The organism is Gluconacetobacter tumulicola, from assembly GCF_014174215.1.
GTDB classification, from domain to species: Bacteria; Pseudomonadota; Alphaproteobacteria; order Acetobacterales; family Acetobacteraceae; genus Gluconacetobacter; species Gluconacetobacter tumulicola.
This window is the reverse complement of record NZ_JABEQL010000004.1, coordinates 102,520-115,051: the sequence shown is the minus strand read 5'-3', so window position 1 is coordinate 115,051 and position 12,532 is coordinate 102,520. Positions and strand designations below refer to the sequence as shown.

At 67.1% G+C, this 12,532-nt stretch carries 11 protein-coding genes; 3 read left to right on the top strand and 8 right to left on the bottom strand.

Annotated features, from left to right (window positions below; all coding sequences use genetic code 11):
* Positions 1 to 12: 12 nt before the first annotated feature.
* Genes rbfA through rimP form a run of 5 tightly spaced genes read right to left on the bottom strand, consistent with a single transcriptional unit; the run spans position 13 to position 5,980 of the window.
* Positions 13 to 450, bottom strand: a complete 438-nt coding sequence (gene rbfA / locus HLH29_RS04320; protein WP_182964779.1) for a 30S ribosome-binding factor RbfA — start codon at positions 448 to 450, stop codon at positions 13 to 15.
* Entirely contained in the window at positions 447 to 3,131 is a 2,685-nt protein-coding gene (gene infB / locus HLH29_RS04315; protein ID WP_182964778.1) for a translation initiation factor IF-2, read from the bottom strand. Before infB ends, rbfA begins: the two co-directional genes overlap by 4 nt.
* Before the next feature lie 12 nt (positions 3,132 to 3,143).
* The gene (locus tag HLH29_RS04310; protein WP_408871943.1) at positions 3,144 to 3,785 is read right to left on the bottom strand and encodes an RNA-binding protein; all 642 of its coding nucleotides are present in this window, start codon (positions 3,783 to 3,785) and stop codon (positions 3,144 to 3,146) included.
* Between the two features lie 32 nt (positions 3,786 to 3,817).
* Entirely contained in the window at positions 3,818 to 5,353 is a 1,536-nt protein-coding gene (gene nusA / locus HLH29_RS04305; RefSeq protein WP_182964777.1) for a transcription termination factor NusA, read from the bottom strand.
* An 18-nt stretch (positions 5,354 to 5,371) separates the two neighbouring features.
* Positions 5,372 to 5,980, bottom strand: coding sequence for a ribosome maturation factor RimP (rimP, locus tag HLH29_RS04300; protein WP_182964878.1), 609 nt, complete (start codon positions 5,978 to 5,980; stop codon positions 5,372 to 5,374).
* Between the two features lie 174 nt (positions 5,981 to 6,154).
* Here rimP and HLH29_RS04295 point away from each other — a divergent pair, with 174 nt between their 5' ends.
* From HLH29_RS04295 to HLH29_RS04285, 3 genes are read left to right on the top strand one after another with little or no spacing between them, the layout of a single operon-like run.
* The gene (locus tag HLH29_RS04295; RefSeq protein WP_182964776.1) at positions 6,155 to 6,757 is read left to right on the top strand and encodes a hypothetical protein; all 603 of its coding nucleotides are present in this window, start codon (positions 6,155 to 6,157) and stop codon (positions 6,755 to 6,757) included.
* Positions 6,754 to 8,022 (top strand): AAA family ATPase, encoded by a 1,269-nt coding sequence (locus HLH29_RS04290; RefSeq protein WP_182964775.1) that lies wholly within the window; start codon positions 6,754 to 6,756, stop codon positions 8,020 to 8,022. The genes HLH29_RS04295 and HLH29_RS04290 overlap by 4 nt, the downstream gene beginning before the upstream one ends.
* A gap of 26 nt (positions 8,023 to 8,048) precedes the next feature.
* A complete protein-coding gene (locus tag HLH29_RS04285; RefSeq protein ID WP_182964774.1) occupies positions 8,049 to 9,047 on the top strand; it encodes a hypothetical protein in 999 nt (332 codons plus the stop codon).
* 94 nt (positions 9,048 to 9,141) lie between these two features.
* Here the strand turns inward: HLH29_RS04285 and HLH29_RS04280 are convergent, their stop codons facing one another.
* The 3 genes from HLH29_RS04280 to HLH29_RS04270 form a co-directional block, all read right to left on the bottom strand.
* On the bottom strand, positions 9,142 to 10,029 hold the full coding sequence (locus tag HLH29_RS04280) for a LysR family transcriptional regulator (RefSeq protein WP_182964773.1): 888 nt from the start codon (positions 10,027 to 10,029) through the stop codon (positions 9,142 to 9,144).
* A 232-nt stretch (positions 10,030 to 10,261) separates the two neighbouring features.
* Positions 10,262 to 11,752, bottom strand: a complete 1,491-nt coding sequence (locus tag HLH29_RS04275) for an ABC transporter substrate-binding protein/permease (RefSeq protein WP_182964877.1) — start codon at positions 11,750 to 11,752, stop codon at positions 10,262 to 10,264.
* 11 nt (positions 11,753 to 11,763) lie between these two features.
* Positions 11,764 to 12,507: an ATP-binding cassette domain-containing protein gene (locus HLH29_RS04270; protein WP_182964772.1), complete on the bottom strand. Its 744-nt coding sequence runs from the start codon at positions 12,505 to 12,507 to the stop codon at positions 11,764 to 11,766.
* Between the last annotated feature and the right edge of the window lie 25 nt (positions 12,508 to 12,532).

Below are 12,532 nucleotides of genomic sequence, written 5' to 3'. Positions count from 1 at the left end.
AGAGACCTTCTCTCAGTCCAGATCCCGCGCCACCTCGGGCTGGCTCAGCAGCGCACTGACTTCCATCGCATAATCCAGCGCCGTATCGGGCTGGAAATGGATTTCCGGCACCACCCGCAGCCGCAGATTGCCCGACATGCGCGACCGCAGGAACGGCGCCACCCGCCGCAATGCCGGCATCAGCGCGTCGACATCGCTCCGCCCCAGCCGCGCAACGAAGGCCGTGGCGTGCTTCAGATCAGGCGACAGCCGCACTTCGGTCACGGTGATGCGGGCATCGACCAGTTCCGGGTCGCGGAATTCGGTGCGGGCGAACAGGTCGGCCAGCACGCGGCGCACTTCCTCGCCCACGCGCAACTGGCGCTGGCTGGGGCCGGAAGCGGCAAGACCGGCGAGTTTCCCCGCCGGCCCAGCCGTATTCACCTTCCCACGTGATGGGTTGCGGCTCATGCAGGGACCAGTTCCATTTCGTAGCACTCGACCATGTCGCCTTCACGCAGGTCGTTGTAGCCGGCGAAGGACAGGCCGCACTCATAACCGCGCGCCACTTCCTTGACATCGTCCTTGAAGCGCTTGAGCTGGCTGAGATCGCCCTCGTGGATGACAACGTTGTCGCGCAGCAGGCGCACACCGCACCCACGCTTGACCACGCCCTCGGTGACGTAGCAACCGGCAACCTTACCCACCTTGGTGATGTCGAACACCTTGCGGATCTCGGCATAACCCAGGAACTTCTCGCGGTGCTTGGGCGCGACCTTGCCCTTGACCAGCTGCTCGACGTCGTCCGCGACCTGATAGATGATCGAGTAGTAGCGGATATCGACCCCTTCGCGCTGCGCCAGCTCCCGCGCCTGCGTCGTGGCGCGGACGTTGAACGCGATGATCACCGCGTCCGACGCCTTGGCCAGCTGCACGTCGCTTTCGGTGATCTGGCCGACACCGGCCGTCAGCACCCGCACCTTGACCTCTTCATGCTCCAGCTTGAGCACCGTGGTCTGCAGCGCCTCGGCCGAACCCTGGACGTCGGCCTTGATCAGTACGGCGACTTCCTTCTGGGCGCCGGCCTGGATACGCGCCAGCATCTGGTCCAGCGTGCCGCGCGCGGCCGTCTGGCCCGCGGCCATGCGGTCCTTGATCACGCGCTGGCGGAATTCCGAGATCTCGCGGGCGCGGTTCTCGTTCTCCACCACCACGAACGGCTCGCCGGCACCCGGCACGCCGGCAATGCCCAGGATCTCGACCGGGGTCGAAGGCAGCGCCTCCTGGATCGGGCGGTTGCGGTCGTCCAGCATCGCACGGACACGGCCCCATTCGGCACCGGCCACCACGATGTCGCCACGCCGCAGCGTGCCCTTCTGCACCAGGATCGTCGCCACCGGGCCACGACCGCGATCCAGCCGGCTTTCGATCACCGAGCCTTCGGCCACCCGGTCCGGGTTGGCGCGCAGGTCCAGGATTTCCGCCTGCAGCAGGATGGCTTCTTCCAGCTTGTCCAGCCCGGTGCGCTTCAGCGCCGAGACCTCGACATCCTGGGTGTCGCCGCCCATCGATTCGACCACGATCTCGTGCGACAGCAGTTCCTGACGCACGCGCTCGGGGTTGGCGCCCGGCTTGTCGCACTTGTTGATCGCAACCACGATCGGCGCATTCGCCGCCTTGGCATGGCGGATCGCCTCGATCGTCTGCGGCATGACCCCGTCATCCGCCGCCACGACCAGCACCACCACGTCGGTCACCGACGCGCCACGGGCACGCATGGCGGTGAACGCCTCATGGCCCGGCGTGTCGATGAAGGTGATCTTGGCGCCCGAAGGCAGCGTCACCTGATAGGCACCGATATGCTGGGTGATGCCACCGGCTTCGGCCGCGGCCACGTCGGTGGTGCGCAGCGCATCCAGCAGCGAGGTCTTGCCGTGGTCGACATGCCCCATAACCGTCACGACGGGCGGACGCGGCAGCAGGTCTTCCGGCGTATCCTCGATGCCTTCGATGCCGATTTCGACGTCGCTGTCGGCCACGCGACGGACGCGATGGCCGAATTCCTGAATGACCAGCTCGGCCGTATCGGCATCGAGCGACTGGGTCACGGTCGCCATCACGCCCATCTTCATCAGGGCCTTGATGACTTCGCCCTGGCGGGCCGCCATGCGGTTCGCCAGCTCCTGAACCGTGATCGTCTCGGGCAGCACCACGTCGCGCACCACACGAACCTGGTCGGAGCGCAGGCGCTCCAGCTCCGCCTGCCGGCGCTCACGCTCACGCTGGCGCCGGACCGAGGCCAGCGAACGCGTCTTGTCGTCGTCACCCTCGATCGCCGCCTGAACGTCGATGCGGCCGGAACGGCGATTGTCGCCCCCCTTCTTCGCCGGCGCGCCGCTCGGCTTGCGGCTGGGCACGACGCCGGGGCGACGCGGGGCACGGCGTTCTTCTTCCGTGTCGGGACCACGCCCGGTACGCAGGCGCAGGGTCTCGCCCGGCGGCTGGGCCGGCGTCGCGGCCTGCGGGGCCGGACGGGTGGGCGTGACCGGACGGGCCGGCATGATGGCGCGCTCGGCCAGCGGGCGCAGGCGCTCCATCGGCGGGGCCAGCGTGACCGCACCGGGGATCGGCACCGCCGAGACCACGGGCCCTGGCGCCGAAGCGTCGGACTGGTCCTGAACCGGCTGCTCGGCCTGTTCGGCGCGGGCACGGGACGCTTCTTCCTGTTCGCGGGCTTCTTCCTCGGCTGCGCGCCGGGCATCTTCCTCACGCCGCCGCGCTTCCTCGGCAGCGGACAGGATCATGATCTTTTCCTGCTCGCGCCGCTCCTGTTCGCGGCGGACACCCTCGGCCCGCTGCTCCTCGAGTACGCGCTGGCGGGTGGCCAGTTCGGCGGCGGTCAGCGCGCGACCGCCGCTCCCACCGCGCCCACCGCCTGCCCGGCTACCACCGGGCGAACCGGAGCCGCTGCCTGCGGGGGCGGGACCGGGGCCGCGCTTCTTGCGCACCTCGACCTGCACCACCTTCGAACGACCATGGCTGAAACTCTGTCGCACGGAACCGGCGTCAACCGTCCGTCCGACCTCCTTCCGGCCCGCCGGCCGCAAGGACAAGCGTCCCTTACCCTGATCCTGATCGTTGCCTTCGCTCATGTACCCGCCTGTTCACCCAAGTTCGCCGGATTGGTCCGACGAACCCGGAACCGCCCTGCCGGACAGCCCCGCAAAACGTTCACTATCAATGCGGACGCGCCGCGCCAGTTCGCCATGCGACATCGCCGCATGCACGACATGGTCACGGCCGAATGCCGCCCCCAGACCCGCCGCCGTAGGAACAACCGCTATCGGCAGATCCCGTGCGCCGGACAATAACCTCGTCCTCTCGTCAGGGCTGCCATCCTCGGCCTGTATCACCAGACCGGCGCGACCGCCCTCAATCCATTCCCGCACCTTGACGAAACCGTATGTCACCTGACCGGCCCGTCGTGCGAGTCCCACCGTCTCCAGGATCCGGCGCACAAGGCCAGCTTCCAGGATTGCATCGAGGTCGGGCGGAACAACGACCTGACCGCGGGCGGCGCGTGAGAACGCCCCCCGTGTCCGGGCCGTTTCTAGCACATCCCGCCGTGCGCTCAACCAGATTCCCCGTCCGGGCAGACGCGCGGAAAGATCGGGTGTCACAATCCGGTCGGGCGAGACCACGAAACGCAGCATCGTCTCGGGCGCCGCACGCTCCCGCGTGACGATGCAGCGGCGGAGTGGCCCCCGCTCGTCGTCGTCCGGCTCGTGTTCGGCGTCCGCCATCATATCCTGCCCCGCCTGCTCCGACACGCCGTGGCTCAGGCCTCCGGTGCCTCCGGCGCGTCGGCCGGCTGCTCGCCCTCGAACCAGTGGGCGCGCGCCGCCATGATGATCTCGTTCGCCGCTTCCTCGTCGATGACGTCGCCACCCAGAAACTCGACCAGTTCGTCGCCGGCCAGGTCGGCCAGGTCGTCCAGGGTCTTCACACCCTTTTCACCCAGCGTCACCAGCATCTGGTTGGAAAACACGCCCAGGACCGCGATCTCGTCCGACACGCCAAGCCCACGGCGCTTCTCGTCCAGCTCGTCCTCGCGGCGGGCCAGGAAGCCTTCGGCGCGGCGGACCAGCTCGCTGGCCACATCCTCGTCGAAACCCTCGATCCCGGCCAGTTCGTCGGGATCGGCATAGGCCAGTTCCTCGATCGAATGGAAGCCTTCCGTCACCAGAAGGCCGGCGATGACGTCGTCCACGTCCAGCGCCTCGACGAACAGGCTGCTGCGACGGCGGAATTCCTCCTGACGACGCTCCGATTCCTCGGCCTCGGTCAGGATGTCGATATCCCAGCGCGTCAGCTGGCTGGCCAGGCGGACATTCTGTCCGCGCCGGCCGATCGCCAGGCTGAGCTGTTCGTCCGGCACCACGACTTCGACGCGCCCGGCTTCCTCGTCCATCACCACCTTGGTGACTTCCGCCGGCGCCAGGGCGTTGACCACGAAGGTCGCCGCCTGGGGGCTCCAGGGAATGATATCGATCTTCTCGCCCTGCAGTTCCTGCACCACGGCCTGGACGCGCGATCCGCGCATACCCACGCAGGCGCCGACCGGATCGATCGAGGCATCGCGCGAAATCACCGCCATCTTGGCGCGCGACCCCGGATCGCGGGCCACGGCCTTGATCTCGATGATGCCATCATAGATCTCGGGCACTTCCTGGGCGAACAGCTTGGCCAGGAAGGCCGGATGGGTGCGCGACAGGAAGATCTGCGGCCCGCGCGGCTCGTCGCGCACGTCATAGATATAGGCGCGCACGCGGTCGGAATTGCGGAAGCTCTCGCGCGGGATCAGCTCGTCACGGCGCAGCAGCGCCTCCGAACTGCCGATCTCGACCATCAGGTTGCCGTATTCCGTGCGCTTGACCGTGCCGTTCACGATCTCGCCCACGCGGTCCTTGAATTCCTCGAACTGGCGCTTGCGCTCATATTCGCGCACGCGCTGCACGATCACCTGCTTGGCCGTCTGCGCCGCGATACGGCCGAAATCGATCGGCGGCAGCGGGTCGACCAGATGCTCGCCCAGATGGATCTCGGGCTTGAACTTGCGGGCGATGTGGAGCGGGATCTGCGTTTCCTCATTCTCCACGACCTCGACGGCCTCGGTCCAGCGGGACAGGCGGACATCGCCGGTCTTGCGGTCGATGGTCGCGCGAATATCCTTCTCATGCCCATATTTGGCACGCCCGGCCTTCTGGATGGCCTGCTCCATCGCTTCCAGGACTTCCTCCCGGTCGATCGCCTTCTCGCGCGCGACGGCATCCGCCACCAGCAGCAGCTCGGGACGGGAAACGGACGTATCCATCAGAACCTCCAGGACGTCTTAGTGAGTCTTCCGCGCCGGCTTCTCGCCGGGCGGGACAGGGGTTTCCGGGTCTCCGCCGTCGGAGACCCCCATCATATGGGCGCTGGCCGCGATCAGCTCATCGGTCAGAACCAGTCGCGCGCGACGCATATCCGACAGCGGCAGCGCCACTTCGGTTCCATCTTCCAGCCGCAGCCGCCCAACCCCGTCCGCGGCACCCAGCAGGATGCCCGAAAAGCGCTTGCGGCCGTCGATCGGGATATTCACCTCGGCCTTCGCCAGATGCCCGGCGAACCGGTTCCAGTCCTTCGCCCGCGTCAGCGGACGGTCGATGCCGGCCGACGAGACTTCCAGCGTCCAGGCACCGGGCAGCGGGTCCTCGATATCCAGCACCGCGCCCACCGCGTGGCTGATCTGCTCGCAATCCTCGATCGCGATCAGGCTGCCATCGGCACGGTCGGCCATGATCTGCACCGTCGGGCTCTCCCGGCCCAGGATCGCCACACGGACCAGTTCGAATCCCATATCGGCCAGGACGGGCGCCACGAGGGCGGCCACCTTGGCGTCCAGGCCGGTGAGGTAGGGTAAGTCTGCGTCCAAAACAAAAAAGGCGGCCGGCAAGGCCACCCCCCAAGAAAAGCGGAAGATGAAGGAATGCAGCTGATATAGGCGATAACGCATGCCGCCGCAAGGTGCATGCGCCGGCAGCACCCGGGCGAACCACAGGGGCTACATTACATTACAATCACGTCCTCGTTTGCATGCTTGCCCAACCGCATGGGGCGCACGCATGATACGGACATGAGGCAGACGCCCGATCCCGAAGCACGCGCCGCGCCCGACGAGGCCGGACCCGGCAAAGGCCGGCCCCTATGGTACGGCCTGGCGGCGGGCATGATCGTCGTGGCCGGTTTCAGCGCCCGCATGGCCAGCCAGAGCGAGCACCCGGCCCCGGCGCCCGCCCCGATCGTCAGCGATGCCGCCCATGGTGCCGCCGCCGGGGCCGGCACCCTGACCAGCACCCAGCAATTCGCCATGATCGCGCCCGATAACGCGCCGCGCGCCCTGCAGCAATCGGGGCTGACGCCCGACCAGCAGGCCCGGATCCTGGCCGGCATCCGCAAGCGGGAATACCGGCTGGTCCAGATGCCGATCTATGACGAGGCCGGCACGGGCGGGATCGTGACCGTCAGTTCGGGCGGCATCACCCAGACCGTGCCGCTGACCCCCAAGCCACGCACCGTGCTGCTGCCCATCCGCATATCCGGCGAGGTCGATATCGCGCCGGTTTCCGATCCTGGCCCGGCCGGCGTGGCGCCGGGGGCCATCACGGTCCTGGGGCCGACGCCGCTGCCGGTCATTCACCGGGACCAGATGCTTGTTATGGATGTGATCGTCCAATGAAGGCTCTCCTGCCCGCCCTCAACCGGCTGATGCCGGTCATGATGGTCGTTTTCCTGGTCCTGGCCAGCCTGCAGGCCGCGGCCTCGCTGCATCTTTCACTCGCCAGCCTGACGCATTTCATGGAATGGTGTGCGCCGGCCTTTCCGGTGCTGATGGGCGGGAGCAGCCTGCTGGCCCTGGCGGGACTGATGTTCGAAACCCGCGCCGAACGGCTGGCGCGCAAGGGGCTACGGCGCCGACGGGGGTGGATGATGGATGTACTGGCCAGGCTGACCAATCGTACCGCGCTGGAGGAAATGCTGGCGCGCGACCAGAAAGAAACGGTGATCGATGCCGAGGAACTGGCGGCCGGCCTGCGCGCGCGGGTAATCGGGCAGGACCAGGTCTGCGAGGACATCGCCGCCCAGCTCCGCCGCCGCATGGCGCTGCAGGTGCGCGGCAAGCCGGTCGGCATCTTCCTGCTGGCAGGCCCGCCGGGCACCGGCAAGACCTACCTGGCCAAGCAGATGGCCCGGCAGCTCGACCGCCCGCTGCTGCATTTCGACATGACGCAGATGAGCTCGCCGCATGCCGCGACGCAGCTTTTCGGCTCGCCCAAGGGCTATGTCGGCTCTGACACGTTCGGCAAGCTGACCGGCGGCCTGAAGGAAAAGCCCGACGCCGTCGTCCTGCTCGACGAAATCGAGAAGGCGCATCCCGACGTCTTCAAGAAATTCCTCACCGCGTGGAATGACGGGCACGTCACCGAGGCCTCCACCGGCCAGCAGATCTCCACCGTCCGCGCCATCTTCGTGCTGACGTCGAACATCGCGACCGATGCCCTGTCCGAGATCGCCGACCGCCTGGCCGACGACCCCGACCGCATGCGTGCCGAGTCGGTCGAGGCCCTGCGCCAGGCCGGCTTCGCGCCCGAGGTGCTGAACCGCCTGGACCGCATCTTCGTCTTCCGCGCCCTGACCGGCCTGGACGTGGCCCGCGTCGCGGCGCTGGAGATCGAGGCGATGATCGAAAGCTACGGCCTGAAGGTGGAGACCGGCGGCATCGACGCATCGCTGCTGTTCGAGGTCATGCGCCGCCAGAGCAAGATGGGCGCCGCCGCCAGCGCCCGCGACCTGGTACGGTCGATCGAAGACATGATGAGCGACTCGCTGATTTCCGCCCGCCAGCAGGGGGCGAAGACGGTGCGCGTCATTTCCGGCGAGAACGGCGTGAGCGCCGAGATCGCCAACGATACCGAGGCCCAGCGGGCCCGCGTCCTGCGCTGACCCGCTTTTCCCGTACGGCGACCTGAATGTCCGCAGCTTCCCGTCTCTGGCATCGCGCGCCGATCTGGCGCGCGATGCTCTATTGCATCCCCCTCTTCACGGCGCTGACGCTGCTCTACCCGCCGGCGTACCTGACGCGTGCGGTCCCGGCCCTGCGGCCGGTGTTCGACCGGATCAACCGCACCCTGGGCCGCACCACGCCGCCGCCGGCACCGTCATCCTCCCCCGACGCGCCGCCCGACTCCGCACCGCCCGCCCCACCGGTGGACGGCACGCCGGACAATGGCCAGCAGACGGCGGGCGGCCCGCAACTGGCGGCCCCGCCCATCACCTCGGACCTGGCGGGCGCCATCCCCTTCGCCGGACGCATCCTGCCCCTGCCCGCCGGCACCTGGCACCCGGTGCTGACGACGCAGAGCGGCCCGCACGGCGAACTGCTCAGCAACGTGCTGGTGCGTGCCGAAGGCGGCGTCGTGACCGGGGTGATCATCGCGCGCGCCAGCACGCAATCGCTGCCGCTCTCGACCGTCGATTCGATGAACAATGGCTGCCACGACGACCGGAACTACCTGTCCAGGATCGTCCCCAGCGCGTCGAAAGTGATGGAATGCTGGTTCACCAGCCATGTCCAGATCGAGGGCCAGCCGCTGAGCGACAGCGTGGATATCCAGACCGCGTTCAACCGCCTGCACGTGCTGGGCTTCCCGATCCCGTACGTCATGCTGGTCGCGACCTGGAACTACGCCGAAGCTGCCGCCGATCGCGGTGCGAACATCGAGAATGTGACCATCCTGCTCAGCCCGGCCCGCAAGGGCACCATGACGCTGCCCGCCCCGCCGGAACAGTGGCTGAAACAGGCCCTGCCGCAGAACCCGGGCGCCGAGCGCTTCGTCAACGCCGCCAATGGCTGGATGGACGGCTGGACGACCATGCTGCGGCGCGGCTTCCATGGCGACCTGACGAACGGCAGCCCCGAGCTGGTCCGCGCCAGCCGCGATCCGGCTTCGGTCCTGCCGGGCGAGTAATCTGTTCAGGAGCCTTGGCTTGAGCAAGCACAAGGCTCCTGAACGAACAAAAGTCTTTTTGCTTCTTTTTCTTCAGAAAAAGAAGATCCTTCCGCTATCGCAGCACATCCGAAATATCGATCAGGAAATCCAGCACCGTACGCGTCCGCAGCGGCAACGTGCGCGGCCCGGTGTGCACGGCGTAGAACGGCAGTTCCGGCACCGTCCATTCAGGGAACAGGCGGATCAGCCGGCCGGCGGCGATATCTTCCCTCACCTGGAAAGACGGCAGCAAACCGATCCCCAGCCCCGCAAGGGTAGCCTGAAGCACCGCCTCGCTGCTGTTGGCGCGGAAGGGGCCGCTGGCGGCGACCACGCTTTCCTCGCCATTGCCTTCGAAATGCCAGTCATGGCGCGTGCCGCCATAGGTATAGGCGATGCAGGGATGATTCAGCAGGTCACGCGGATGGGCGGGCGCGCCGCGCCGCGCCAGATAGTCGCCGCTGGCGACCGCGATCCGCTTGACGGTGCCCAGGCGGCGGGCAATCAGCGATCCTTCCGCGATCTCACCCACGCGCACCGCCAGATCCAGCCCTTCCTCGACCAGATCGCCGAACCCGTCGCGCATGATCAGTTCCACCGCCAGGTCCGGATGCTTGTCCAGCAATTCGCCCAGCCGGCCGGTCATGTACAGGCCGAAAGCCGTCGTGATCCCCAGCCGCACCAAACCGGACACCGACGCCCGGCGGCGGCCCAGCGCGGTTTCGGCGGTTTCCAGGATTTCCAGCACCTCGTAGGCATGGGGCAGCAGGCTGCGCCCATCCTCGGTCATCATCAGGCTGCGCGTCGTCCGGGCGAACAGGGTGGCGCCATAATGCGCCTCCAGCAGCGCGATATGGCGGGAAATTGTCGGCTGACTGGCGCCGGTTTCCCGCGAAACCGCGGAAAACGACCCGGTGGCAGCGACGCGAACAAAGCTGTGCAGAGCGGATAGCAGATCCATGACCACATGACGTTCGGGTTGTCTTCGACTGGTTTTCTTTAGGCTTCCCACCATTTATGCACAACGTGACATAAAACAGCACCGACATGTGCCAGACGCATCAACCATATTCCCGGCAAGGGCTTTACCCTTGACCCACCAAAGGGCAAAGCCCTTTGGAAACCCATTCATTATCAAATAATTGGGGCGCAGGGCCTCAGGCCCTGCCAGGACCAGGGCGGAGCCCTGGTCCTCAGATATGCCCCTGCCGCTGGCGCCCGGTATGAAACCGCGCCTCGGCCAGACGGGCCAGCCGCACGAAGGGCAGGCCCAGCAGCAGATAGGCCACCCCGATCAGCAGGCCGGTGCCGAAATAATCGTAATAGGTCGAAGACAGCCGCACATAGGTCTGGCTGAGCTCGGTCAGCGTGATCACGCTGACCAGCGACGAATCCTTGAGCAGCGAGATGAAATCGTTGGTCATCACCGGAATGACCATCCGCACCGCCTGCGGCACCACGACGAAGCGCAACGCCTGGAAATGCGTCATGTTCAGCGCGATCGCGGCCTCGATCTGGCCACGCGCCACCGATTGCAGCCCGGCGCGGTAATTCTCGGCCTCATAGGCGGCATAATTCATGCCCAGCGCCAGCACGCCGGCCACGAACGGCGACAGGCGCAGGCCGATGCCCGGCAGGGCGTAGAAGATGAACAGGATCTGGATCAGCAGCGGCGTGCCGCGCACGATCTCGACATAGAGCGTCGCCAACGCACCCAGCCAGCGCGGCCCATACCGGCGCATCAGCGCCAGGGCCAGCCCCAGCCCTACCGCCAGCACCATGGCGCAGGCCGATACCGCGAAGGTCAGAAGCGCACCATGCAGCAGCAGCGGCAGGAAGCTGACATAGCGATCGAACCGCGCCCGCCAGCCCGTGGTCGGCGCGGTGGCGGCACGGTAATGGTCCCAGGCATCAGGCGCGATCTCGGGCGTCGAGGCATCGCCGGTCAGGGCGGCCATCGCCGGCGTCCATAACTTCCAGCGCGCCAGAATGCGGTGCAGTTCGCCGTCCCGCATCATGCCGTCCAGTGCGGCATTCACCTGGTCGCGCAGCACGCTATTGCCCTGCGCGAAGGCGACGCCATACGCCACCTGCCCGATCGGCGCGCCCACCAGCTTCAGGTCCGGGTCCGGCGACCCATAATAAAGCGCGATGGTACCATCCAGCAGCACCGCATCCAGCCGCCCATTCTTCAGATCGGTATAGGCGTTGGTCTCTTCCTCGTACGCGCGGATGCTGATCGACGGATCGGCCTGCAACATGCGCTCGGCCGTGGTGTCCTTCAGCGTACCCACGACATGCCCGTGCAACGCCTCCAGCGTGTCCAGCCCCTGCTGGTCGCGCCGCACGGTGATGCGCTCGGTCGTCATGTAATAGGGCCGGCTGAACAGCACGCCCTGTTCATGTTCGGGGGTGATCTCGATCCCGTCGATCACCATGTCGTACAGCCCGCGCTGCAGGCCGGGAATCAGCCCGTCCCAGTCATTCTGGACGAACTGGGTCTGCCGGCCGAGGCGGCGGGCGATCGCCTGCGCGATCTCGTATTCATAGCCGGTCAGGCGGGACTGATCGGCCGGGTCGTGGAACACGAACGGCACATTGGCCTCGGCATCCGACGCCCAGCGCAGGGGCGCGGCATGGCTGGCCACGGGCAGAAACATCACCAACGCCAGCAGCAGGGCCATCAGGCCGGGCTTCACAGCACGGACCTCAGAAACCGCCTTGTGCGAGGGTCTTCCGGCGCCACGAACAACCGGTCGGGGTCGTCGGCCTCGACGATCTCGCCGCCATCCATGAACACCACGCGGTCAGACGCCGCACGGGCGAAGCGCATGTCATGCGTGACCACAAGCTGGGTCATCCCCTCATTGTCCAGGGTGCGCATCACCGACAGCACCTCTTCGGCCAGTTCGGGGTCGAGCGCGGAGGTCGGTTCGTCATACAGCATCACGTCGGGGCGCATCGCAAGCGCCCGTGCAATGGCCGCGCGCTGCTGCTGACCGCCCGACAGCGTGTCGGGATAGCGCGTGGCCATGGCGGACAGGCCCACCTTGTCCAGCAGGGCCAGCGCCTCGGCCCGCGCTTCGTCAGCCGGCATGCGCTTCACGCGCACGGGCGCCAGCATCACATTGTCCAGCACGGTGCGATGGGGAAACAGGTTGAAGGACTGGAACACCATGCCGACATGCGCGCGCAGGCGATGGGCGGCGTCCTCCTCCTGACGAGTCCAGCGTCCGCCGGTACGCGTGATCGTCACGCCGGCGATATCCACCGTCCCGGAATCGGGAATTTCAAGAAAATTGAGGCAGCGCAGGAATGTCGACTTGCCGCAGCCCGACGGCCCGATGATCGAAATCAGCTCGCCGCGCGCCACGTCCAGCGAGATGCCGCGCAGCACAGCGTGGCCGTCGAAAATCTTGCGCACCTGATCGGCCCGCACGACGGACTCAGCAAAAAACGCCGGC